The sequence below is a fragment of the Shewanella sp. WXL01 genome, assembly GCF_012263345.1.
Classification (GTDB): domain Bacteria; phylum Pseudomonadota; class Gammaproteobacteria; order Enterobacterales; family Shewanellaceae; genus Shewanella; species Shewanella maritima.
In genome coordinates, this window is record NZ_JAAIKQ010000002.1 from 292809 (window position 1) to 316653 (window position 23845).

The 23845-nt window shown below is 44.4% G+C and carries 20 protein-coding genes; 13 read left to right on the forward strand and 7 right to left on the reverse strand.

Annotation, left to right across the window (positions count from 1 at the left end; translation table 11 throughout):
• Positions 1 to 10 precede the first annotated feature (10 nt).
• The 12 genes from fliD (at position 11) to fliJ (ending at position 13204) form a co-directional block, all read left to right on the forward strand.
• The gene (gene fliD / locus G3R49_RS06475) at positions 11 to 1378 is read left to right on the forward strand and encodes a flagellar filament capping protein FliD (RefSeq protein WP_167869074.1); all 1368 of its coding nucleotides are present in this window, start codon (positions 11 to 13) and stop codon (positions 1376 to 1378) included.
• A gap of 85 nt (positions 1379 to 1463) precedes the next feature.
• Positions 1464 to 1790: a hypothetical protein gene (locus G3R49_RS06480; protein WP_167869075.1), complete on the forward strand. Its 327-nt coding sequence runs from the start codon at positions 1464 to 1466 to the stop codon at positions 1788 to 1790.
• Positions 1791 to 1797: 7 nt separating this feature from the next.
• Entirely contained in the window at positions 1798 to 2208 is a 411-nt protein-coding gene (fliS, locus tag G3R49_RS06485) for a flagellar export chaperone FliS (RefSeq protein WP_167869076.1), read from the forward strand.
• A 408-nt stretch (positions 2209 to 2616) separates the two neighbouring features.
• Positions 2617 to 4047: a sigma-54 dependent transcriptional regulator gene (locus tag G3R49_RS06490; protein ID WP_167869077.1), complete on the forward strand. Its 1431-nt coding sequence runs from the start codon at positions 2617 to 2619 to the stop codon at positions 4045 to 4047.
• Between the two features lie 490 nt (positions 4048 to 4537).
• On the forward strand, positions 4538 to 5560 hold the full coding sequence (locus tag G3R49_RS06495) for a PAS domain-containing sensor histidine kinase (RefSeq protein ID WP_167869397.1): 1023 nt from the start codon (positions 4538 to 4540) through the stop codon (positions 5558 to 5560).
• The gene (locus G3R49_RS06500; RefSeq protein ID WP_167869078.1) at positions 5553 to 6902 is read left to right on the forward strand and encodes a sigma-54 dependent transcriptional regulator; all 1350 of its coding nucleotides are present in this window, start codon (positions 5553 to 5555) and stop codon (positions 6900 to 6902) included. Before G3R49_RS06495 ends, G3R49_RS06500 begins: the two co-directional genes overlap by 8 nt.
• Before the next feature lie 209 nt (positions 6903 to 7111).
• Positions 7112 to 7453 (forward strand): flagellar hook-basal body complex protein FliE, encoded by a 342-nt coding sequence (gene fliE, locus G3R49_RS06505; RefSeq protein ID WP_130597721.1) that lies wholly within the window; start codon positions 7112 to 7114, stop codon positions 7451 to 7453.
• 87 nt (positions 7454 to 7540) lie between these two features.
• Entirely contained in the window at positions 7541 to 9226 is a 1686-nt protein-coding gene (gene fliF / locus G3R49_RS06510) for a flagellar basal-body MS-ring/collar protein FliF (RefSeq protein WP_167869398.1), read from the forward strand.
• On the forward strand, positions 9216 to 10265 hold the full coding sequence (gene fliG / locus G3R49_RS06515) for a flagellar motor switch protein FliG (protein WP_130597719.1): 1050 nt from the start codon (positions 9216 to 9218) through the stop codon (positions 10263 to 10265). The genes fliF and fliG overlap by 11 nt, the downstream gene beginning before the upstream one ends.
• Positions 10266 to 10363: 98 nt before the next feature.
• On the forward strand, positions 10364 to 11416 hold the full coding sequence (gene fliH / locus G3R49_RS06520; protein WP_348633916.1) for a flagellar assembly protein FliH: 1053 nt from the start codon (positions 10364 to 10366) through the stop codon (positions 11414 to 11416).
• Positions 11416 to 12753, forward strand: a complete 1338-nt coding sequence (fliI, locus tag G3R49_RS06525; RefSeq protein WP_130597717.1) for a flagellar protein export ATPase FliI — start codon at positions 11416 to 11418, stop codon at positions 12751 to 12753. Before fliH ends, fliI begins: the two co-directional genes overlap by 1 nt.
• Before the next feature lie 10 nt (positions 12754 to 12763).
• Positions 12764 to 13204, forward strand: coding sequence for a flagellar export protein FliJ (fliJ, locus tag G3R49_RS06530; RefSeq protein WP_130597716.1), 441 nt, complete (start codon positions 12764 to 12766; stop codon positions 13202 to 13204).
• Positions 13205 to 13364: 160 nt separating this feature from the next.
• Here fliJ and G3R49_RS06535 read toward each other — a convergent pair whose 3' ends face one another.
• The 5 genes from G3R49_RS06535 to G3R49_RS06555 all read right to left on the reverse strand — a co-directional run bounded on the left by G3R49_RS06535 (position 13365) and on the right by G3R49_RS06555 (position 20101).
• Positions 13365 to 13763 carry a DUF3192 domain-containing protein gene (locus G3R49_RS06535; RefSeq protein WP_130597715.1) on the reverse strand — a complete coding sequence of 133 codons (399 nt, stop codon included), beginning with the start codon at positions 13761 to 13763 and terminating at the stop codon, positions 13365 to 13367.
• Between the two features lie 100 nt (positions 13764 to 13863).
• Positions 13864 to 14628, reverse strand: a complete 765-nt coding sequence (xni, locus tag G3R49_RS06540) for a flap endonuclease Xni (RefSeq protein ID WP_167869080.1) — start codon at positions 14626 to 14628, stop codon at positions 13864 to 13866.
• Positions 14628 to 15983, reverse strand: coding sequence for a nucleotide 5'-monophosphate nucleosidase PpnN (gene ppnN / locus G3R49_RS06545; protein ID WP_167869081.1), 1356 nt, complete (start codon positions 15981 to 15983; stop codon positions 14628 to 14630). The genes xni and ppnN overlap by 1 nt, the downstream gene beginning before the upstream one ends.
• 221 nt (positions 15984 to 16204) lie before the next feature.
• Entirely contained in the window at positions 16205 to 17761 is a 1557-nt protein-coding gene (locus tag G3R49_RS06550; RefSeq protein ID WP_130597712.1) for a GGDEF domain-containing protein, read from the reverse strand.
• A gap of 150 nt (positions 17762 to 17911) precedes the next feature.
• The gene (locus tag G3R49_RS06555; protein ID WP_167869082.1) at positions 17912 to 20101 is read right to left on the reverse strand and encodes a lipopolysaccharide assembly protein LapB; all 2190 of its coding nucleotides are present in this window, start codon (positions 20099 to 20101) and stop codon (positions 17912 to 17914) included.
• 250 nt (positions 20102 to 20351) lie between these two features.
• On the opposite strand from G3R49_RS06555, the gene G3R49_RS06560 reads away from it, so the two are divergent.
• Entirely contained in the window at positions 20352 to 22184 is a 1833-nt protein-coding gene (locus G3R49_RS06560; protein ID WP_167869083.1) for a PDZ domain-containing protein, read from the forward strand.
• Positions 22185 to 22309: 125 nt separating this feature from the next.
• Here the strand turns inward: G3R49_RS06560 and G3R49_RS06565 are convergent, their stop codons facing one another.
• Positions 22310 to 22696, reverse strand: a complete 387-nt coding sequence (locus G3R49_RS06565; RefSeq protein WP_130597709.1) for a DUF3301 domain-containing protein — start codon at positions 22694 to 22696, stop codon at positions 22310 to 22312.
• On the reverse strand, positions 22693 to 23706 hold the full coding sequence (locus G3R49_RS06570; RefSeq protein WP_167869084.1) for a DUF3549 family protein: 1014 nt from the start codon (positions 23704 to 23706) through the stop codon (positions 22693 to 22695). The genes G3R49_RS06565 and G3R49_RS06570 overlap by 4 nt, the downstream gene beginning before the upstream one ends.
• Between the last annotated feature and the right edge of the window lie 139 nt (positions 23707 to 23845).

Consider the following 23845-nt stretch of genomic DNA (forward strand, 5'->3'; position numbering starts at 1 on the left):
GGAGTAATATATGTCTTTAACAGCAACAGGTATCGGGTCAGGTCTTGATATCACTTCGATTGTGAAAGTTCTTGTTGATGCAGAAAAAGTGCCAAAAGAAGCTATCTTTGATAACACCGAAGCGAATATTAAATCCAAAGTATCGGCAATTGGCACCCTAAAGAGTAAAATCTCAGCTTTCCAAGATGCCATGGAAAAGCTTAAAGATGGTAGCTCGGTTAACCAACGCACGGTATCGACTGGCGAAAGTATGTATGTAAGCGCTGAAGCAACAAGCTCCGCCAAAGCTGGTAGCTATGAAATTCAGGTCGAACAGCTTGCTAAATCCCACAAAGTTGGTGGTGCGTTTAAATCTGATGCTGCGCAAACAGTTGGTGCCGGTTCAATTGATTTAACTATAGGAAGCGAGAGCTTTTCAGTTGATATTGAAGCGACTGATGATCTAAATGCGATCGCCGCTAAAGTTAACGATGCGACAGATAACATAGGCGTAACTGCAACTGTGATTACCAGTGATGGTGGTAGTCGCATCGTATTTACGTCAGATACCGAAGGTACAGATAGTCAAATTTCTGTTAATGCAACAGATACTAGTGGTACTGGGTTATCTGATATGTTTAATGGTGCGAACCTGACTGAAGTTCAAGCTGCGCAAAACTCCATTGTTCATATTGATGGACAAAAACTTACGTCGCAAACCAACGAAGTCAGTAATGCAATATCTGGGGTGACGTTAGAGCTAACCAAAGCAGATTTGAACGAAACAACCACGCTAAAGATTGGGCTCGACGAAGAGGGCGTTAAAGAAAATATCCAGGGGTTTGTTGATGCCTATAACTCTCTGGTTGAATCAATAACAGATCTTTCAACGTACGACACCGAGAAAGAAGAAGCTGCTGCATTGCAAGGTGATTCGTTGTTGAGATCGCTAAGTTCTCAACTTCGCTCGATCGTGAGCGACCGTGTAGACGATGGTAATGGCAATACCACAGCGCTCTATGATATTGGTGTTGAACTCGACCGTTACGGTAAGCTGAACATAGACTCAAGTAAACTTGATGAAACCATCAAGAATGATATGGATAGCCTAGAAAACCTTTTTGCCAAGGACACAGTTGGTCTGGCCGTTCAGTTTGATGAACTTGCTGAAAATTACGTAAAATCAGGTGGTCTGATTGATTCTCGTAACAATAGCTATACGGAAGAAACTAAGCGTTTAGCGGATCAGCGTGAAGCTTTTGAATTGAAAATGACCCAGCTAGAAGCAAGATTAACCAAGCAATTTAATGCGATGGATCTTGTTGTTGCTAGCCTCAATGCCGAGAGCGCGGGACTTTCAGCTAAGCTCGCCTCATTACCAGGTGTCGTCTCACAATAATTTTAAAAATGGGTAGTTAGAGACTTATCCAGAGCAAGTCGTTAACATAAGCTACCCACTAGAGTTATCAAAGTAGGTAACTAAATTGCAGCAGTATAATGATATTGGGCAGCTCAATCATGAGATTGGGTTGCTCCTCGATGCGATAGACACCACGCCAGCAGAAGAAGAAAAATCTGATTTGTTGGTACAAACCTTGCTAGACCTTATTGGTGAGCGTCAAACTTTCGTACAAGCTATTATCGAAAGTGAGGATGTGACGCAACAAGAGGTGCAGGCTCAACTTCAGTTAACTCAAGAGTTTGCCGCTAAAGCCAATAAAGCGCTAATTCATCGTCGTGACTTGCTGACTACGCGTCAGTCAAACAAGCGAAAAATTAACGTTTACAAAGACATAGATTTAAATAGGTAGGTGAAAGATGAGAGGTTCATTACAGTCTTATCGTAAAGTTTCCCTTGAAAGTGAGATTGCAGTTGCTTCCCCTCATAGGATCATTCAGATGATGTTCAGTGGGGCGTTAGAGCGTTTAGCGCAAGCTCGATTCGCTATTGAGCGCAATGATATTGAGAACAAAGGGATTTTCATTGGTAAGGCCATCGGGCTTATCAATGGACTAAATAACAGTTTAAACATGGACGAAGGCGGAGATATCCCCGTTAACCTAAGTCGATTGTATGATTTTATGTTGATAAAGCTCTCCGAAGCCAACATCAATAATGATGTGAAGGCTATCGATGATGTGTCAGAGATCCTACGTACCATCAAAGAAGGTTGGGATGCTATCCCTAATGATGAGCATCATATGAGTAGTGCTGATAGCGCTAATTAAGCTTTAGTGAATAAAGACGCTTTCGGGCGTCTTTTTTTGTGCCTGTAATCTGACGGTCATACCATAAAGCGTTAAAAAAGCTGATAAAGTGAGCAAAATTGAACTAAAATCAACCGAGTGTTTGATTATATTTAGTCAGTGCTTGCTAATAGCTTCAGCTTAATACACTATTTGTATATTCGTACCGAATGCTAATACTTATGTGTAAGTGTCGGTGAATTGTGTAGTGAAAGTAGAAATATCTGCATAGCGAAATGACGGTTCGTTGAGCAGGCTAAATTACAGTATGTAAGTGGATTTTTATAGTAAAAGAAAGTCACATTATAGTGATTACTATTAAACACTTCAGCTTACTCTGGAGAGATGACTCAACGTAAACCTAGTACTTTTTAAAGCTTGGCTTTCTGAATGATGCAAATAGAACAAAAAATCTTAATTGTCGGAACCCCATCAGAACGCGTTTCCCGCTTGTGCTGTATTTTCGAGTTTTTGGGAGAACAGTGCGAAATTATAACTGCAGATGCGTTGGTTGAGCTGCTAGAAGCTGCTCGTTATCGAGCTCTTGTCATTGCAACTGATGAAGTTGTCCCTGAATCTATCAAAAACATTGCTTCTGTTGCGCCTTGGCAACCGATTTTGTTGCTCGGTGCAGCTGAGCTAAAACTTTCCAATATTTTGGGTATCGTTGAAGAGCCGCTAAGTTACCCTCAATTGACCGAGCTGCTGCATTTTTGTCAGGTGTTCGGCCAAGTCAAAAAAGAACAAGTTCCTACCAGTGGTAATCAAACCAAACTTTTCCGTAGCCTTGTCGGTCGCAGTAACGGTATTGCCAACGTACGCCACTTGATAAATCAAGTCGCAGGTTCAGATGCAACAGTACTGGTGTTAGGCCAGTCAGGAACTGGTAAAGAAGTTGTGGCGCGTAATATTCATTACATGTCAGAACGCCGTGATGGCCCATTTATTCCTGTTAACTGTGGTGCGATTCCTCCTGAGTTATTAGAAAGCGAGCTTTTTGGTCATGAAAAAGGTTCGTTTACAGGCGCTATTTCAGCTCGTAAAGGCCGGTTTGAATTGGCTGAGGGCGGTACCTTATTCCTTGACGAAATTGGTGATATGCCGCTGCAGATGCAGGTAAAGTTACTGCGTGTATTACAAGAGCGTGTGTTTGAGCGTGTGGGCGGCAGCAAAACCATTAATACTAATGTTCGCGTTGTCGCTGCAACTCATCGTGATCTTGAATCCATGATTGAGGAAAACGAGTTTCGCGAGGATTTATACTATCGTCTCAATGTTTTCCCAATTGAAATGCCTGCATTGAGTGAGCGTAGTGAAGACATTCCACTGCTTTTGCAAGAGCTTGTTAGCCGCGTGTTTAATGAAGGTCGTGGTAAGGTTCGTTTTACTCAACGTGCGATTGAATCACTTAAAGAGCATACCTGGTCAGGCAATGTGCGCGAATTATCTAATTTGGTTGAGCGTTTAACTATTCTGTACCCTGGTGGTCTAGTTGATGTTAACGATTTGCCAAGGAAGTATCGCCATATTGACGTACCAGAGTACTCTGTTGAGGTCAGTGAAGAGCAACTTGAACGAGATGCATTGGCTTCAATCTTTAATGATGAAGAGCCTGTTGAGATCCCTGAGACTCGTTTCCCTACAGAGCTTCCTCCAGAAGGGGTGAATCTGAAAGATTTACTTGCAGAGTTAGAGATCGACATGATCCGTCAAGCGCTTGAGCAACAAGATAGTGTCGTTGCTAGGGCCGCAGAAATGCTTGGTATCCGCCGTACCACTCTAGTTGAGAAAATGCGAAAGTATGGCATGGGCAAAGACTAAGCCTAAATTGGTGCTTTAAATAAAAACCTGCAGCAGCAGGTTTTTTTGTACCTGAGCGCCGGCTTTTATCCTTGTCAAAGCTGAGCTAAATTAAGCTAACTGAACTAGGCTTAACAGCGCAAGTGCTGACTTCTATTAGCCTTCAGCAGTCATTCTTTAAGCTTTATTGCAAATTAAATTAATCGACACATCTGCTTTAATATGAGCTGAGGTTTGGCTTTGCCGCGAGTTTTTGATTTGAATATTGCTTAGTGTTTGCTCTGGCACTATTTCAGATCTCACTGGGGCTAATATGAATTAGCGTGTTAGCGAACATTAACCATTGGCATGATACGTGCAGAGTAACGTCAAACGTAAATCTTTTGACGGAGTTTCCATGTATTCAGCTCAAGCTATCACTGAATATCAATCGAACAATGATAAGCAGCCTCAGGCAGCGCTTAGGCAAGTGGATTGTCAATCAGTTGAAGCACCAAGCACGGATGCAAGTATGACTATTTCTACCTTAAAAGAGGCGGCGAATATGTCTAATCAAATGGCGCACATTCTTCAGGCTATGCCGTCTGGAGTGGTCATTATTGATGGTAATGGTGTAGTAACACTCGCTAACCCAGTTGCAACGGAATTGTTAGGTAGGCCATTGCAAGGGGCAAAGTGGTTTGATGTTATCAATCGCTCATTTGCGCCGCAAAAAGACGATGGTCATGAGGTGTCGCTGAAAAATGGCCGCAGGGTTAAATTGGCGATTACCCCTCTGACTCCAGAGCCTGGCCAGTTGATAGTGTTAACAGACTTAACAGAAACTCGCTTACTCCAAAAGAATTTATCACACATGCAACGCCTATCTGCGCTAGGAAAAATGGTAGCATCATTGGCTCATCAGGTGCGCACGCCATTGTCTGCAGCGTTGCTGTATGCATCAAATCTTGGTAGTCCTAAACTAACAGAATCCGCCAAGCAGCGTTTTCAAATCAAACTTGTCGACCGATTAAATGAGCTCGAGCGCCAAGTAAATGACATGCTGCTAATGGCTAAAGGTCGCCAGGATGAACTAGCTGATACAGTGACGCTAGGTCAGCTGATTGAGCGTGTTATGGATAACTGTGAGCCGATTGCGCTTAAGCATAGTTGCGAACTAACCGTTGAAAATACCAGTGAGAGCCAGATACAAGCCAATGCTAGCGCCCTAAGCTCAGCATTTAACAATCTAATCATTAATGCGCTGGAAGCCGGTGCTAACTTAGTCAAAATTGTTGCGAGTGAAGATCAGCAGCAAGTGTTTATTGATGTGATTGACAATGGCAAGGGTCTCGACAGTGCCAACGCTAAGCAAATTTTAGAGCCTTTCTTCACCACAAAGTCACAAGGTACAGGCCTCGGCTTAGCCGTGGTGCAATCAGTAGTGCGTAATCATCAAGGTGATATTCAACTTAAAAGCAAACCGGGCGAGGGCTGTCATTTCCGACTAACCTTTAATAAGCAAAATGCTCGTCAAGGAGGACAAGATGCCTGAAGCGAAATTACTGTTAGTTGAAGATGATGCATCTTTACGTGAGGCATTACTTGATACCCTAATGCTCGCTCAATATGAGTGCGTTGATGTTGCTAGTGCTGAAGAAGCGATTATGGCGCTAAAGCAAAATACCTTTGATATGGTGATAAGCGACGTACAAATGCCAGGTATTGGTGGTTTAGGTTTGCTGAATTATTTACAGCAACATCACCCTAAAACGCCGATGTTGTTGATGACCGCATTTGCCACCATTGACAGCGCGGTAGAAGCGATTAAGCAAGGTGCGGTAGATTACCTCGCCAAGCCGTTTGCACCAGAAGTATTACTGAATCAGGTGTCACGCTACTTACCCCTTAATGACAACTCTGGGCAACCGGTAGCGGCAGATGATAAATCTTTGGCATTGCTGAATTTAGCTAAACGTGTTGCTAGCTCAGATGCGTCAGTGATGATCATGGGGCCTAGTGGTTCGGGTAAAGAGGTGATGGCGCGTTATATTCACGACAACAGCCCACGTCATGAAGCGCCGTTTGTAGCTATTAACTGTGCGGCTATTCCTGAAAACATGCTTGAGGCGACGTTATTTGGCTACGAGAAGGGCGCTTTTACCGGTGCTTATCAAGCCTGTCCTGGTAAATTCGAGCAAGCCCATGGCGGAACTTTACTGCTTGATGAAATCTCTGAGATGGAATTGGGTCTACAAGCAAAACTGCTCCGAGTTTTGCAAGAGCGGGAAGTAGAGCGTTTAGGCGGACGTAAGACCATCAAGCTTGATGTGCGCGTACTGGCAACTTCAAACCGAGACTTGAAAGCCATGGCAACTTCAGGTGAGTTTAGGGAAGATTTGTACTACCGCATCAATGTATTTCCTCTGACTTGGCCAGCGTTAAACCAGCGCCCCGCGGATATTATTCCACTTGCTAATCACTTACTGGCTAAACATGCTGAGCGCTTGGCAATCACACCTGTGCCAACACTTGATGAAGCCGCCACGCGGCGGTTACTGACTCATCGCTGGCCGGGGAATGTGCGAGAGCTAGATAACGTGGTGCAGCGCGCCTTGATTTTACGAGTCGGTGATGAAATCAGTGCTAACGACATTATTCTCGATAGCGCTGACGTGCCAGCTGCGGTTGAACCCGCAGCAGAATTGACGAGTGCGCCACAAGTGGAAGCGCTAGGCAGTGAGCTTAAAGCGCAAGAGCACGTGATTATTCTTGAGACCTTGAATCAGTGCAATGGTAGCCGTAAACAAGTGGCAGAAAAGCTTGGGATCAGTGCCAGAACACTAAGATACAAGATGGCAAAAATGCGCGATATGGGTATTCAGATCCCTGCCTAAGTGCATATGAATAAGTGTAGCCTGTATGCTGTTATCAGCAGCAGGCTATTCTCTTTGTGTAGCTAAACCTCACAAGAAACAGCAACACTTGCTGAATTAATCAACAATCACTTCCCTAAAAAGTTCAACAGTTATTCTGTTGGCATCCTAATTGCTTTAACTCTATATAGATTGAGAATGCCGTCAATTAATCGACGAAGGAGTTAAACATGCAGATCAGCAACAACCCACTACTACAAGAAATGCAATCACTACGTGGTGAAATTGCTCCTTCAATTGACACCAACATTCGTCCTGGATTAACTCAGCAGGTAAACAACACATCGGGAGCTGATTTTGGTCAGCTGTTGTCAGATGCAGTTGGCAATGTAAGTGGGCTGCAAAAGAACTCGGCAAACTTGGCAACGCGCCTTGATATGGGTGATACAACTGTGACGTTGTCAGACACGGTAATTGCGCGTGAGAAAGCCGGTGTAGCTTTTGAAGCAACCGTGCAGGTTCGCAACAAGTTAGTAGAAGCATATAAAGAAATTATGAGCATGCCAGTATAGTCACATTTAGTGGCTTTCTTAGTTGGTGTTGGCAGACAGTGATTGACAGTTATTTAGATTAAATAGGTAATTATCGTGAGCACAGATGTGATGGTTGGAACGGATACCACAGTAGATACAGGTATCCAACAAGAGAACAAACCAGGCTTACTTGGCAGCCTGGGTGGCGTAGACATGATGCGCCAGGTGATCATGATCCTGGGCCTTGCTATCTGCTTAGCTGTTGCTGTGATTATTATGATCTGGGCGCAAGAGCCAGAGTATCGCCCGTTAGGTAAGATGGAAACGGATCAAATGATCCAGGTACTTGATGTGCTGGATAAGAACCAAATTCCATACAAAATCAATGTTGATGTGTTAAGCATTCCTGAGAACAAATACCAGGACGTAAAATTGCTGCTTAGCCGCGCCGGAGTTGATAGTGCAGCGCCCGCTGATGATTATCTAAGTAAAGACAGCGGATTTGGCGTGAGTCAGCGCATGGAGCAAGCTCGCCTTAAGCACAGTCAGGAGCTTAATCTTGCTCGCGCTATTGAAGAGTTAAACAGTATCAGCCGCGCCAAAGTTATTTTGGCCTTACCTAAAGAAAACGTATTTGCCCGCAATGCATCTAAACCTAGTGCAACGGTAGTTGTGAACGTACGCCGCGGCGGGTTAGGTCAGGAGGAAGTCGATAGTGTCGTTGATATTGTGGCTTCTGCCGTGCAAGGGTTAGAGCCATCACGCGTTACCGTCACTGATTCAAATGGCCGTTTACTTAATTCAGGTAGTCAAGAAGGTACATCAGCTCGTGCCCGCCGAGAACTAGAGCTAGTCCAACAGAAAGAAGCAGAATACCGTAAGAAGATTGACTCAATCTTGATGCCAATCCTTGGTCCTGAGAACTTTACCTCTCAAGTTGACGTGAATATGGACTTTACGGCGGTTGAGCAAACTGCAAAGCGTTTTTCTCCTGACTTACCTGCTGTTCGTAGTGAAATGACTGTGGAGCGTAACTCAACCTCTGGCGGTGTAGGCGGTATTCCTGGCGCACTAACCAATCAACCGCCAATGGAGTCAAATATTCCTGAAGAAGCGGGTGCCGGTACAGAAACCAATCGTCAGCAAGGTGACTCATTTAGAGAAGCGACCCGTAATTTTGAGTTAGATACCACTATTAGCCATACCCGTCAGCAAATCGGCACAGTACGTAGAGTAAGTGTGTCAGTGGCTGTAGACTTTAAGTCTGGCGCGCCAGGTGAGGATGGCCAGGTCACTCGCGTACCACGTACAGAGCAGGAATTAACTAACATCCGCCGTTTGCTTGAAGGTGCAGTTGGCTTTAGTAGTCAACGTGGTGACGTGTTAGAAGTGGTGACTGTGCCATTTATGGATCAATTACTAGTTGAACTGCCAGAGCCTGAAATGTGGGAACAGCCATGGTTCTGGCGCGCAGTGAAGTTTGGCCTTGGCTTTGTTGGTATGCTGCTGTTAGCCTTCTTAGTGGTTCGCCCTATGATGAGCAAATTATTAAACCCTGAGGGCCCAGATTTACCAGAAGAAACCCGTTTAGGTAATGAGCTTGCTGAAATTGAAGATCAATACGCAGCCGATACCTTAGGTATGTTAAATACCAAAGAAGCGGAATACAGTTATGCAGATGATGGTTCAATTCAAATCCCTAATCTGCATAAAGATGATGATATGATTAAAGCTATTCGCGCCCTTGTTGCGAATGAGCCTGAACTGTCCACCCAAGTAGTGAAGAATTGGTTACAAGACGATGAGCAATGATAACGAACAAGACGTAGAAAAAGCAGTTGCGTCGTTTGACCCAGATTCCGTTACCGGTATTGAAAAAACCGCCATTTTACTGCTGAGTTTAAGCGAAGCAGACGCAGCATCGATATTAAAACACCTTGAGCCTAAACAGGTACAAAAGGTCGGTATGGCGATGGCGGCGATGGAAGAGTTTGGTCAAGAAAAGGTGATTGGCGTTCATAAGTTGTTTTTAGACGACATTCAAAAGTTCTCGTCGATTGGTTTTAACAGCGAAGAGTTTGTCCGTAAAGCCTTAACTGCTGCGCTTGGTGAAGATAAAGCAGGCAACCTGATTGAACAAATCATCATGGGCAGCGGCGCGAAAGGCTTAGACTCGCTCAAGTGGATGGACGCACGCCAAGTTGCCACCATTATTCAAAATGAGCATCCACAAATTCAGACTATTGTGTTGTCATACCTAGAGCCCGATCAGGCCGCCGAGATTTTCAGCCAGTTCCCTGAAAATACCCGTTTAGATTTGATGATGCGTATTGCTAACCTTGAAGAAGTTCAGCCTGCAGCACTGCAAGAGCTTAACGACATCATGGAGAAACAATTTGCTGGTCAAGGTGGTGCACAAGCGGCGAAGATGGGCGGCTTGAAAGCAGCTGCAAATATTATGAATTTCCTTGATACTGGCGTTGAAAGTCAGATTATGGAAACCATGCGTGAGTCTGATGAAGAAATGGCTCAGCAAATTCAAGATCTTATGTTCGTATTTGATAACCTTATTGATGTGGACGATCGTGGTATTCAGGCATTACTACGTGAAGTGCAACAAGATGTATTGATGAAGGCTCTTAAAGGTGCTGATGAAGCCCTTAAAGAGAAAATTTTGGGTAATATGTCTAAACGTGCCGCAGAGTTGTTAAGTGACGACCTTGAGGCTATGGGTCCAATTCGTATTAGTGAAGTGGAAGTGGCACAAAAAGAAATCTTGTCGATTGCGCGTCGATTGAGTGACAGCGGTGAAATTATGCTTGGCGGCGGTGGCGGTGAAGAGTTCTTGTAGGCTTACTATATTCATCATTGCCACTAAAGTTTGTCATCACTAAACATGCGCCTGACGAATAATGTATAGAACAAAGCGCAAAACGCATAAGAGTTAACATCAAAGGTGTCACTATGACCAAAGACCAAGAGTTTAGTCACTGGCAGCTTCCAGATGTCACTGAAGAGCCTGATACCAGTATTTCCAACCTATTTGGTAGAGTTGCAGCTCAGCCACACAAGCCTGAAGTGAGCGAAGAAGAAAGCGTCGAGCCTTTGACGCTTGCTCAGCTAGAAGAGATGAGCCTAGCCGCGGAAAAGGAAGGCTTTGAAGCGGGCAAGCAAGAGGGGTATCAGCAAGGTCTTGAGAATGGTCGTCTAGAAGGACTAGAGCAAGGCCACAAAGAAGGCTTTGAACAAGGCGAACAACAAGGTTTTGAAGCAGGTCAAGCGCGCGCTCAGCAAGTGCTAGAGCAATTGTCTCAACTGGTAGCGCAAATCGAAAAGCCACTGCAGATTGTTGATGCAGAAGTAGAGAACGAATTACTCTCTGTAGCCATGGCGCTTGCCAAAGCGGTGGTATGCCATGAAATTCAAACTAAACCTGAGCACATTTTATCGGTTATGCGCCAAGGTATTGCTGCGCTGCCAATCAAAGACCAAGCTGTCACCATTAAGGTCAATATGGCAAACGCTGAGTTAATTAGTGAAAGCTATAGCGAACAGCAACTTACGAAAAATAGCTGGCAAATTGATATTGACCCCGCGTTAGGTGAGAGTGATTGCATCATTGAAAGTCAGCGTTCAAGCGTAGATTTATCGCTAGAGCAGCGAATGAATCAAGTATTTTCTGAAATGCAATCAAACTTGAGCCAGCAGCACCATCAATTGCACGAATACAAAGCTGAATCGAATTATCAAACTGTTGCTAAGCCTTCTGCTGAGCCTCCAATTCAACCGTCATCTGAACAGGCTCCTCAAGTGCAGTCTCCTGACTATGCTGAAATAGAAGATGTAGCCGCAGAAGGTGCTGACACTCAAGATGTTGAAGCCCACAATGGTCAAGGTGACGTTGGCGATGAAAGCACTGAAGCTGATGGCGCAGTGCCACAAGCTGATAATCTGCAAGCAGAGCCTGATGTAGATTCAGACAGTACTAAAGAGGCTGACTAATGGCAACGCGTGAGCATCAGCTACTCAATAAGATAAAAACGTTTGGACAAAAGGTGCCTCCATTGCGCCCAGTAGCTAGCGGCCAGTTAGTGCGTGTTGTGGGACTAACCTTAGAGGCCACAGGTTGTCGAGCACCAGTAGGTAGCCTTTGTAGTATTGAAACCGTTGCTGGTGAACTTGTTGCTGAGGTAATTGGTTTTGATGACAAGCTACTGTATTTAATGCCAGTTGAAGAGCTTAGAGGTGTTTTGCCTGGTGCACGGGTACAGCCTTTGGGCGAGCAGTCAGGTCTCAATGTCGGCTTATCATTACTAGGCCGCGTACTCGATGGCGGCGGAGAGCCGCTTGATGGCTTAGGGCCGTTAAATACCGACCAAAAAGCGTCGCGTCATGCACCATCCATTAACCCACTTTCAAGGCGCGCCATTAGTGAACCATTAGATGTTGGCGTAAGAGCAATTAATGCCATGCTGACAGTGGGAAAAGGCCAACGTATGGGGCTGTTTGCGGGCTCAGGTGTGGGTAAATCTGTACTACTTGGAATGATGACCCGCGGCACAACAGCAGACATTATTGTCGTAGGGCTAGTGGGTGAACGTGGCCGAGAAGTGAAAGAATTTATTGAAGAGATTTTAGGTGAGCAGGGCAGAGCGCGCTCTGTGGTGGTGGCTGCGCCTGCTGATACTTCGCCACTGATGCGTCTGCGCGCCTGTGAAACTTCTACCCGCATTGCTGAGTATTTTCGTGACCTTGGCTATAACGTATTGCTGCTAATGGATAGCTTAACTCGTTATGCTCAAGCGCAGCGTGAAGTTGCGTTAGCCGTGGGGGAGCCGCCGGCGACCAAAGGTTATCCGCCATCGGTTTTTGCTAAATTGCCAAGACTGGTTGAGCGCGCCGGTAATGGCGGACCTGGGCAAGGCTCGATTACGGCGTTTTATACTGTGTTGACTGAGGGCGACGATCAACAAGACCCTATTGCCGATGCCTCAAGAGCGATTCTAGATGGTCACGTGGTGCTCTCAAGGCAGCTCGCTGATTCTGGCCATTACCCTGCTATTGATATTGAAGCATCCATTAGCCGTGTTGCGCCTATGGTGATCACCGACGAGCATTTAGACTCAATGCGCAAGGTGAAGCAAATGTACTCCCTGTATCAGCAAAATAAAGATCTGATCTCCATTGGTGCCTACTCACAAGGTAGTGACCCACGTATAGATAACGCCATTAGGCTACAGCCAGCGATGAATGCGTTTTTGCAGCAAAGCTTCAAAGATGCGATTAGTTTTGACGATAGTCACTTGATGATGTCGCAAATCGCGGGTCAGTGTCAGTAAGAGGTAGCTAATGGCTAAACCTGACCCATTAAAAACCGTATTAAAAATTGCCGCTGATGAAGAAGAGGTAGCCTCGTTGCAGCTAAAGTCGGCACGCCTTGAGCTGCAGAAAGGGCAAAACCAGCTCACTGCGCTTAACGACTATCGTTTAGATTACATGAAGCAAATTGGTGCCCAGCAGGGACAATCACTCAGTGCCAGTCAATATCATCAGTTTCATCGTTTTATTAAACAAATCGATGATGCCATTGCTCAGCAAGTCAGCGCAGTAAAAGAGTCTGAAAAGCAGGTTGGTTATCGCCAAGAAAATTGGCAACAGAAGCAGCAAAAGCGTAAAGCGGTCGAAATGCTAATTGAAAAGAAACGCCTCGCCGCACAAGCTGCTGAAGCTAAGCGAGAGCAAAAAGCTTCAGATGAGTTTGCTATTCAGCAGTTTTTCCGAAACCGCTAATACCTCCAATTAATGGAAGTAGGTTCCACGTCATTTATCAAACACTACTTAGCAGGGCTAGATAAGACATTACCGTTTAGCAGCAATTCAATTAGTTTGTGATTTAGCTAGTTTGAATGAAACTGCTTGATGCAAGTGCATCAAGCCGGTGGTTTGAATGCTAGTTATTTAAACCAAGTAGTACAGGTAACTCCATATACTGGGCGATAGTATCTTGTCCCCATGCGATAAGCTGGCTGTCTTTAAATAGCAGTGGAGTACACTCATCTTTGGTGGTCTTACTGTCAGACTTTTGATGGTGGGTGCGGTAATACATCAATTTAAAGTTACCATCATCGCTTTGTTTAGCTTCAACAAAGTCTGCACTGCCAAGCAGCTGATTGACCTGTTTGATGGTGTAGCCGAACTCTAAATCACTCATTTGGCGGGCATTATGCTCTTGCCTGTCTTCCCAAGGCCTATCATCAGGGCTAGGTTCATAAACAGTCATCGTTACGCCAACAAACACTAAATAGGCGATAAATACACCACCAATGACCACAGGGGCTTTATTAATCACAACGGTTCCATCCAGTTCTTATACCAATTGGTATTACTATCAAAAATTATCCTTGCTAACGCTACCTAAGTAACAACTTTGTTACAAGTCATCGAAAGAGTTATTTGCTGGTTTGGGAGAGTCTAAATTGTTTCAAATTAATATTTAGCGGAATGTTTGTCTGTAATTGCCCAAGCTTGTAGCTGAGTCTTGCCATATCTTTGCCGTCTGCAAGTTTTTTAGCCTGCTTGGCACCGAGGTTATCCAGCGAGCGATACAGATTGGCAAGATTACGAAACTTAGATAATAAATCTGCGGCAGATTTTGGGCCGATACCATTAATGCCGGGGATTTTATTGCCGCTATCGCCAGCAAGCGCTATAAAGTCCAGCAGTTGGTGTTGCTGCACGCCAAGCTTTTGCTCATAAGCAAGCAAGTCAAACTCTGCCTTTTTAAAGTAGTCCCACAGTAACAGGTTGTTTTGCGGCAGCTGACTAAATCCTTTATCGGTCGAGACAATCACAACCTTGCCTTTCTCAGCGACTTTTAAAGCCAGTGTTGCAATGACATCGTCAGCTTCTGACGCTGCATCTAATGAATGGATATGCTGCTCAGCGAGTGACGTTTTAATGTCTCTAAGCCCTTTAGCGAGAGCCTCAGGCATTGCCTTACGGCCTTTTTTATAGTCAGCGTATAGCTTTTTGCGCCAAGACTCTGCATCACCGTCCCAAACCACAATGACATGGCTAGGGGAGTGAGTGCCTATCAAGCTATGACAGGCGCTTAGCGTTTTATTGGTAACGGTAGTGATGTCATTTTCATCTGGTAGGGCTGCATGAATGCGCCTAACTAGGTTGAGTCCGTCAATGATCAGCAGATTATTCATTATTTTATTATTGTGTAGCAGGGCGTATAGTCGCTGCCTGGTAGCTTCATTCGTTGTTGTTCAACAAAGGCTTGCAGCAGCTTGTCGAGCAAAGCCATTAACTTAGGGTCGCCTTTAATGGCAAATGGACCGTGCTGCTCAATTAACGCCATGGTCTCAGTTTTTACGTTACCAGCGACAATACCTGAAAATGCCTTTCGCAGATGCGCGGCAAGCTCGGCACTATTGCGCTGAAAGTTAAGGTCTAAATTTGCCATAACTTCATGGGTTGGATCAAAAGGTAATTGAAATTCAGGCTCAATTTTTAGTGACCATTGGTATTGATAAGCATCACCAGTTTTCAGGCGGTATTGTTTTACCTCACTCATGCCTTGTTTCATGATTTGTCCGACTTTGACTGGGTCGTCAATCACGATTTGATACTTGTTTTGCGCATGCTTGCCAAGGGTTGCGCCAACAAACTCATCAATTTGATGAAAGTACTCGGCGCTGGATTCAGGCCCGGTCAGCACAATGGGGAAAGGAATCGACTGATTGTGATGGTTTAGCAAAATACCCAAAAGATACAGCAGCTCTTCAGCCGTGCCAGCTCCGCCTGGAAAGATAACAATGCCGTGGCCAATACGAACAAAGGCTTCAAGGCGCTTTTCTATATCGGGCAAAATAACCAATTCATTAACGATTTGGTTTGGTGGCTCTGCGGCAATAATGCTTGGTTCTGTTAGGCCGATATAACGGGCATTTTTAACCCTTTGTTTAGCATGGCCTATGGTTGCGCCTTTCATTGGCCCTTTCATTGCGCCTGGGCCACAACCGGTACAAATATCTAGCTCACGTAGCCCTAGTTGATAACCCACTTCTTTGGTGTATTTGTACTCGTTATCTTTAATGCTGTGACCGCCCCAACACACCACAACATTAGGGTCTTTCATTGGTGAGATAGCCTGGGCGTTACGCAAGATATCAAACACCACATTGGTGATATGAGTCGCATTGGAGAAGTTAATGTGTTTGAGGTTGTCGTATTTGTTGCTGAGGTAAATCAAATCTCGAAGCACTGCAAATAAATGCTCCTGAATACCTGCGATAATTTCACCATCAACAAATGCTTGCTCAGGTGGATTTGTCAGCTCAATTTGCACGCCGCGCTCACGCTGCAACACTGCGATATCAAACGAGGCGTACTCACTGAACAGATCTTCTGAGCTATCGCTAATTAGCCCTGAGGCGAGTACGGCTAATGAGCAGTTACGATACAGTTGATAAAGCTCACTTTTTACGCCTTGCTGCAGGCGATTTACTTCAAGTTGCGACAGCTGATCTAAGCTACCACGGGGACTAATTTTAACAATCATAACAACTCCCTGTTGCGATATAGGGTTAGGTTAGTGAGATCAGTAGATAGGCCAACTAGAGATAGGATCGGGCATGACCTCAGCTAACGATATAGGCTAAAAAGTCAGGCAAATTCGAATACGTTTGCCTGACAGTTTTCAACCTAGCGGTACGAGTAAATAGTGTGAGGGTTTGTACGTTAAACACTTGTACGTTAAACATTTGTACGTTAAATCAAGGCTTAAAGGTCAATCACCACTCGGTCACGGCCATTGTTTTTCGCTTTGTAAAGCGCTGAATCTGCACGTTCAAATGCTTCTTCAACGGTTTCATTTTCCATTACTTGAGCCGCGCCGATAGAAAGCGTAACTGTAATACGCTGATTTTTAAACTTAAATGGGATATTTTTAATCTTCTCACGCACCCGGTTTAGCAGCTGCGAAATATGCTCTTCGTTGACATCAGGCAGCAAGAGTACGAACTCTTCACCACCATAGCGGGCGACGAACTCACTCTCACGCAATGAGTTTTTCAGCGCCATAGCAATGACTTGCAGAGTTTTATCGCCCGTGGTGTGACCAAAATTATCGTTTACAGACTTGAAGTGGTCGATGTCGGTAATCGCGATCCACAGCGGAGTTTTAAAGCGGATATGGTTACGATACTCTTGATCCATTCTATCTTCTAATGCTGTGCGGTTAGCAAGCTGAGTTAACGGGTCAAGTAGATTCAGTTTTTGATGCTCGAACAACTGCTCTTTGTAGCTATTGGCTTCTTGAGTGATGTTATTTAACTCTTTGCGCATCGACTCAATCGACTTTTTCAAAATCGCTTGCTCGCGCTGCTCAAGTGCTTCTTTACGCGATAGTGCATCTTTTAATGAGCTAAGTTGCGATGTGAGCTGCTGCTTAAGGTCGGTAACATCATCTACATCTACAATAATGCCGTCGGCATTACTCACCCTAAGGTTAATCTCTTTATTTAACTGCTGCTTTAATTGGTGGCTACGCTGGTTATTATTGTGCGAGCTGTTAACAACGTCACGTACCACAGTTAATGCATCATTTAGCGCATATAGGAAGTCTTGAGATGCAGACTTTTCGCGGGCGATATTATCAAGTAGCAGCCCTAAAATGGTTTGGTATGACTCAAGCAGCACATCAAGGGTAATTTCACCTTGCAGCACTTCTTTCATTACCAAAATTTGGTCGCGCTGGTCTTTTCTAAATTCAATTTCAGAAATCTTAACTGCGAGCTCACGTGCAAGTTGAATATGCTGCGGTAAAATTTCGTAGTCATCAGCGTTTGCTAGGGTGTCGCCAAGTATTTGTTCATAAAAGCCAATAATGGTTTCAACTTTTGGAATGTAATCCCAAACTGTGTGAAAAGGCTTGTTGAGATCTTGCTTAAAGTAATTAATCTCTTTTTTGACTTTGTCAGGCGTTGAGTTGATACGCTGGATCTGGCGAATGATTTTTGACAAACCAACACGGCTATCTTCGAGCTGAGTCATGGTTTGGCTATATTGGCTTTTTAGTAAGCGTTCAATATCAATTAGCTCGGGTAGGGCTTCTTCAAATAAATCAATATTCTGCAGGTTATGACGTAACTTAGCTAACTTGTTGTCTAGCTCTAGGTTTTGCCCCTTGCAAGCTAAACTTAAGTGACCGATAAACTGAATGAGCGTTTTAAACTTATCGTTACGATCATTGCTTATCTCATCTAACGCTGTCTTTGCGGCATTTAATTTCTGCTTTAGCAAAGATATTTGTGAAACAGCGATGTTGGAATCTTTCATTTATAGCCTTTTACTGCACTAATATTACGCTCAAATTAGAGCAATTGTACAAATCCGTTTGGAGCTAGAACTAAAGTTGTGTCTAGCACCATTATAGTGATGTTGTAAGGATAATGTACCTTGGATTAAGTATTTAGAACAAAAATCACCTTATTGAGACTCAATTAGTGATTCATTCCTCACTTTTAACTTTGGCCAATTCACTTTATCTAAATCATGGTTTGACTCAGCTCGAATAATGCCGCGACTTAGCGCCTGATTTAAATTTAGATAAAGAGGCGCTGCGAAAATTGCCGCAGGGGCAAAATTGAGTGTTTTAAGTGAAATATAGCTTTTGGGTAAGCCAATAGTACTAGCCGCGGCTAGTGCAAACTGTACTGCTTCAATTTGCAGTTGTGGTGATACATACACATCTGGATTATCCAATAGGGGCAAATGCACGTGCCCTAAGGCAATCATCTGATTGCTTTCTTGCTCTTGGAATCTTGGGATAGCTTGCTGCTCTTTTACTCGACTTAAGGCTTGTTCTATAGCTGTGAGAATTTGTTCTGGTAGATGACGAGAGTTAAAGTAACAGGCGATAACGCCAGGGCGAATAATGTATGCTGAAACCGGCAATAAATGCTCTAGCTGATCAACAAACTGTTGCGTCTTAGCATTTGATTCCGTGAGCCCTAAATTTAAATCATCGTTATTCAGAGCGCGCACATTTACCAGAGATAATGTTCGCTGGGCTTGCGAGTCACTGGCTGCTCCAAGCTTGTTGACTAGCCCTTGGTAACCTTTCACTTGTGTTATAGGATCACGCTGCTGCTCAGACTCTAGCTGAGTCAATTTACGCGCTACTGAGCGTTGGCGTTTTAGGGTGATAACAAAGGCTAAGAAAAACAGCACAGTGGTGATAAGCAAGCCGACAAGCCTAAGTTGATTACGCTTTTTATGTGCGGCTTGTTCATCAAGCTGATTTTTAATTAGTCCAAGTTCAAATTTAAGCTTCTGCACAGTGAGATCGCTGGTGCTATCTTTATTCTGTGCGACTGACTCCATTCTGTCATCTACCACAATCATTTGCTCAAAAACTGCAATTGCCTTATCAAGCTGACCAGTATTTTTGTAGGCTTTGGCTAGATACTCAAGTGCCTCTAAGGTTTCTTTATCCAGAGATTGCAGAGTCGCGAGTTTCAGTGCCTCTTGAGCGTGATTAATCGTAGCGCTCCACATGTTTTCATTTGCAGTGACTTTGGCAAACAGTAGCTCGTTGTGGACAAGGTAATGATTAAGCTTACGGGAGCGGAATACTTCATTGGCTTTTTGCAGGGACGTTAATGATGCTTGAATATCACCAATTTCAGCATAAGCTTCGCCAAGATTATGAAAGTTAATCCCAAGCGCTATTTCGTTATTGAGCTGTCTATTTACCTGCTCAGAGTTGAGGTAATAGTCGATCGCCTTATGCCACTCTTGCTTACCTTTGTATGTGATGGCGATGGCACTTAGGGCCTGAGCGACATAGCTTAATCTGTTTAAGCCTTGATAGGTGGCAACTGCATCATGGCCGTACTTTAAGGCATCGTCCCATTGCTCTAAGTCGCGATAAGTACGGGCGAGGCTGAGCTGGGTGCCAGCTTGCAATGCCTTGTATTGCAAGCGATTCGAGATACGAAACGCTTCGCTGTAATGCTGCAGGGATTTCGCTTTGTCATCATTGCGGCTGTAGTATTTCCCCAGCGCTGACTCAGCTAATGAGATGAAATACTCATTACGTAGTTGATATGCAATATCGCGAAAATGATTCAAGTGGGACAGCGCAGGCACTGGGCGGTAAATCAGGTGATTTAAACTACTCAATTGCTCATGGACTATGTAGCGAAACAAGGTTGCATGTGGGCTAGACTCTGAAGCAACTTTAGTGAGAGCTTCGTTAAATTCGCTAATGGCAGTTTTGTATTCCTGGTGACGTCTCGCCTTATACCTTGCCTGCAGCATAAGCACCATAGCTTGATCTAGGTTTGATTGCGCTAGTACGTCAAGTTGATTAAGTAGGGTTTGGGCTTGTTGGTATTTATTTTTACTCGCCACACTGGTTTCTAACGTTAACCTTGCGAGCGTCACTAGGTTTTGATGTAACTCAGGCGCTGACATGCCAGTAACAGCGGCGGCCTGCTGCAAGTCTTGCTTATTGTTAATGATGAGCGGGTATTGGGTTTTGTTGAGTAGCGTTTGATACAGCTGCTGAGGGTGTTCGCGAAATTGAATTTCCAACTGTTCAAGAGAGTTTGCGTTAACCATGTTGACCATCACGCTCAACATCAGCCCTATCAATAAAAAACAGATCCGCATTATGTGATTACTCTTCCTTGTTCGCTGTTAACTTTGCACTAGCACCACGCTGCCTTTTAACGAAATCTCAATCATCTAAGGCGAGAAATAAATTGTAACGGCAGATGGTAATTTGCTGTGAGAGTTTATTTTGCTTGATATACTGCCTCGCCAGTTAGCAATTTGAAAACATGCTTGAAACACGTTCGGGCGTAACTGTAAAAAGACTCTTACAAAAAACACAAAAATATCATACCAGAAGGAACAAAGAGTGAAACTAAACTCAACGGCTATTTTCGTTAGTTGTGCGCTAGCGACATCAACTTGGGCGCAATCTGCTTTAGCTCAAGTGGAATATCACATTGACTTGACCGAACCACAGCATCATAACGCCAAAGTAACCGTTGAGTTTCCTAAAGCCCAAAGTGATGAATTGGTCATAAACCTGCCTGTTTGGCGCACGGGACGTTACGACATTTTACCTGTAGCGGATGGCATTCGTAATTTTAAGGCTACAGACAGTCGCGGCAAACGATTACCTTGGGTACGCAGTGCCAGTGGTGAGTGGCGTGTTGAGTTAACTAAGCCAACTAAGGTGAGTGTTACTTATGATCTACATGCTAACGAGCTAGGTGACAGACTACGCCATATCGACGATTCTCATGCGTATCTAGACGCATCTGGCGTATTTATGTACAGCCCTGAGTTTAGAGACCAACAAGTGCTCGTTAATATGGATGTGCCAAAAGGTTGGCAAAGCCATTCAGGCATGGAAAACGGTCGTAAATCTCACTCATTTAAAGCAGACAACTATGATGTGCTGGTGGATTCACCGATTGAAACTGGTATTAATCAACATTTTAGCTTTGAAGCCGATGGCCGTGATTATGAAGTGGTGTTTTGGGGCGAGGGCAACTATGACACTGAGCAAGTGGTTAACGACTTAGCAAAAATTAGCGGTACAGCGAGCGCAATTTGGGACGACTACCCATTTGAGCGTTATGTATATATGGTGCATGCCACAAGCGGCGTACGCGGTGCTACCGAGCACTTAAACTCAACGATTATTCAATTACCTAGATTTATGTTCCGTGAACGAGCTGATTATCTAAGATTTATTAGCACAGCCTCTCATGAATTTATTCATACCTGGAATGTGAAAGCTTACCGCCCGCAAGGTATGGTGCCTTATGACTATCAGTCTGAGAACATGACATCGTTGATTTGGCTGTCTGAAGGCTCAACCAGCTACTTTCAAAATCAGTTGCTATTGCGCGCTGGGGTGATGACGCCAAAAGAATTCTTTGCTGATTTAGCTAAGCGTATCGATCGTAATATGCACACCCCAGGGCGCGATATTCAGTCGATTGCCGAGTCGAGTTTGGGGCAGTGGGTAAATACCTATGGTGATTATGCAATTAACCATAGTGTGAGCATCTACTCTGAAGGTTACTTTACCTCGATGGCGCTCGATTTAGACTTAATTGAAACCACCGAGCAGCAGGTGACGTACCGAGATGTACACCGCGCGCTTTATCGTGATTTTAAAATCCCTAAAGGCTTTACCGTTGCCGATGTGAAAAACATCTTGAAGGATATTTCAGGTAAAGATTATCAAGCTTGGTGGCAAGAATATGTCGATGCACCTAAAGCGCTAGATTTTGATACTTTGCTCGCGCAAGCCGGTTTAAAAGCTAACTACCCAAAAGACAAGCATACAATTGATGCAGGCATTACCTTATCTTCCAAACACGATGATTTAACGATTTCCCATGTGCGCCGTGACGGACCTGCGTGGCAAGCGGGTGTGATAGCCGGTGATGAAGTAGTGGCAATTAATGGATTAAAAGTGACGGCATCTGGCTTTAGTAAACGCTTAGAAGATTTTAAAGATGGGGATGAGGTTAAGCTGACCATTTTTAAAAATGATCGCCTAACCGATGTTGAGCTGACGTTACGTCAAGCACCAAAAGGCAAACTGGCTATCTCTGGTGTAGAAAACCCGAGTGATGTACAAAAGGCCACGCTTAAAGCTTGGCTTGGCATAGATTGGCCATTTGATGATCAAGGTAAGTTTGTCAAAAGTGATTCGGTCACTAAGTAACTTGACGTTATGACAAGGCTTGGTGGTTTAGGGATGAAACAAAAAACGCGGCATCAGCCGCGTTTTTCTGTTATTAAACTAAATTTTTTAATTCAAAGACTTATGCCAGTATGGGTAAACAAGTACTAGCGACATTTACCTGAATTACAACCGCCGCCAGAGCCACAGCCGCCGAATTTGCCACGTGCCATTGGGGCACTTTGCCAATCAGGTTCTGGGAAAATAGGCCAGGACACTTTCTTAATCGTTTTGCCTTTCATATCAATGTGGGCCTTGAACAGGTTTTCGCCATCGGTGCTAAATTCAAACATAAACTTCGCGTTCCAGCACAGGCCAGTTTGCCCACCAATACTTGGGCTAGCATTCAACATGGCAATAGATACAAATTGCACTCGTTGTTTACCGCAAGACTGCTCGGCATAGGCTTTGCTTAGCTCAGCCATTTGCCTTAATTGCCAGAAGAAAGCGGCAATCACCACCACGGCAACAATAATTAAAAAGTCACTCATCATTGACTTAATGCCTTAAATAAACCGCCAATTGCGGTAGAAAGTTGGTTGCTACGCTCAGGGCTGCGCAGTTCAGCCAGCAGCGGATTACGCAAGCTTGGAATTGCCACGATATCAGCAAATACCTGGTTGAAAAAGCCTTGTGGCTGCTTGGCTAACGCCTCTAGGTAAATTTTGCGGATCTGGTCATCTTTTAGTGCTAGCCAGTTTCGAGCTGCGATAGTGATCAGCAACTCTTGCCCGAGTTTATCCTGCTTATCTAGCTCTTTAATTGCCGTTTGAGACAGCTCAACGTTTGACGCTAGGGCGCGCAGATAAGTACTTTTATGATCGTTTGGCACTAAATTCAGGCTACGATAGATACGCTTAGCAAGCTCAGGCTCAATGTAAACATGCTCAAGGCACTGACAAACAGCGGCTTGCACCTCAACAGGCGCTAGGTCAAAGCATTGAATAAGCTGCTCGGTGTGGTCAAACTGCTTAGCGCGCACGCATACATCGGCAATGCCTTGAATACCCAGTTGTTGCCAGTTATCGAGTGATGTTTGCCCCGATAGATACTGTACAGCAAACTCATATTGGCTAGAGGCTTGTTGCCCAAGCTGTTGACGCACTAGCGCGTTAAATATCGCCAACTTTTCCTGACTTGGCTTAAAGGTGAAAGGGTGGTTACCAAGCTGCTCTTGCTGCTCGTCAGATAAAGGCTGCGTTGGGTCGCGGCCTAAGGCTTCGATAACCATTTTAATAAATTGAGTGCGCTGAGCTGGCGATAATAGTCCGCGCTCATCTAATGGCAGTTTTAAAAACCAAATGTACGGTGTTTGCGACTCTTGCCAAAATACGATGGCAAATTGAGCGTGACCTTGAATCGGGTACGGGTAAGGCGCTTGTAGCTCTTCAATTTGATGGAAAGCCATCATGTCGATGCTTTGTACCCTGCGGCCTAAATCATAAACTTGAAACTGGGTGTTGGCAGTGGCTAAAAACTCACTGAGGGTATTAATTTGCGTCATAGGGCACTAACTATATTGTATTCGGTTCATTGGTGTCGTTTATGGTTTGTTCTCTAAGCTTAAGCAGCCTATGCAATCAACGACTAATCTGTGGGTATTAATGGGGCTAGATGGTATCATATTCAACCTTTTTCAGGTG

Excerpts from the sequence above, each read along its gene's own strand:
- fliD (WP_167869074.1), top strand. The coding sequence starts at position 11 with ATGTCTTTAACAGCAACAGGTATCGGGTCAGGTCTTGATATCACTTCG.
- fliS (WP_167869076.1), top strand. The coding sequence starts at position 1,798 with ATGAGAGGTTCATTACAGTCTTATCGTAAAGTTTCCCTTGAAAGTGAG.
- G3R49_RS06490 (WP_167869077.1), top strand. The coding sequence starts at position 2,617 with ATGATGCAAATAGAACAAAAAATCTTAATTGTCGGAACCCCATCAGAA.
- G3R49_RS06495 (WP_167869397.1), top strand. The coding sequence starts at position 4,538 with ATGACTATTTCTACCTTAAAAGAGGCGGCGAATATGTCTAATCAAATG.
- G3R49_RS06500 (WP_167869078.1), top strand. The coding sequence starts at position 5,553 with ATGCCTGAAGCGAAATTACTGTTAGTTGAAGATGATGCATCTTTACGT.
- fliE (WP_130597721.1), top strand. The coding sequence starts at position 7,112 with ATGCAGATCAGCAACAACCCACTACTACAAGAAATGCAATCACTACGT.
- fliG (WP_130597719.1), top strand. The coding sequence starts at position 9,216 with ATGAGCAATGATAACGAACAAGACGTAGAAAAAGCAGTTGCGTCGTTT.
- fliI (WP_130597717.1), top strand. The coding sequence starts at position 11,416 with ATGGCAACGCGTGAGCATCAGCTACTCAATAAGATAAAAACGTTTGGA.
- fliJ (WP_130597716.1), top strand. The coding sequence starts at position 12,764 with ATGGCTAAACCTGACCCATTAAAAACCGTATTAAAAATTGCCGCTGAT.
- xni (WP_167869080.1), bottom strand. The coding sequence starts at position 14,628 with ATGAATAATCTGCTGATCATTGACGGACTCAACCTAGTTAGGCGCATT.
- ppnN (WP_167869081.1), bottom strand. The coding sequence starts at position 15,983 with ATGATTGTTAAAATTAGTCCCCGTGGTAGCTTAGATCAGCTGTCGCAA.
- G3R49_RS06550 (WP_130597712.1), bottom strand. The coding sequence starts at position 17,761 with ATGAAAGATTCCAACATCGCTGTTTCACAAATATCTTTGCTAAAGCAG.
- G3R49_RS06555 (WP_167869082.1), bottom strand. The coding sequence starts at position 20,101 with ATGCGGATCTGTTTTTTATTGATAGGGCTGATGTTGAGCGTGATGGTC.
- G3R49_RS06565 (WP_130597709.1), bottom strand. The coding sequence starts at position 22,696 with ATGATGAGTGACTTTTTAATTATTGTTGCCGTGGTGGTGATTGCCGCT.
- G3R49_RS06570 (WP_167869084.1), bottom strand. The coding sequence starts at position 23,706 with ATGACGCAAATTAATACCCTCAGTGAGTTTTTAGCCACTGCCAACACC.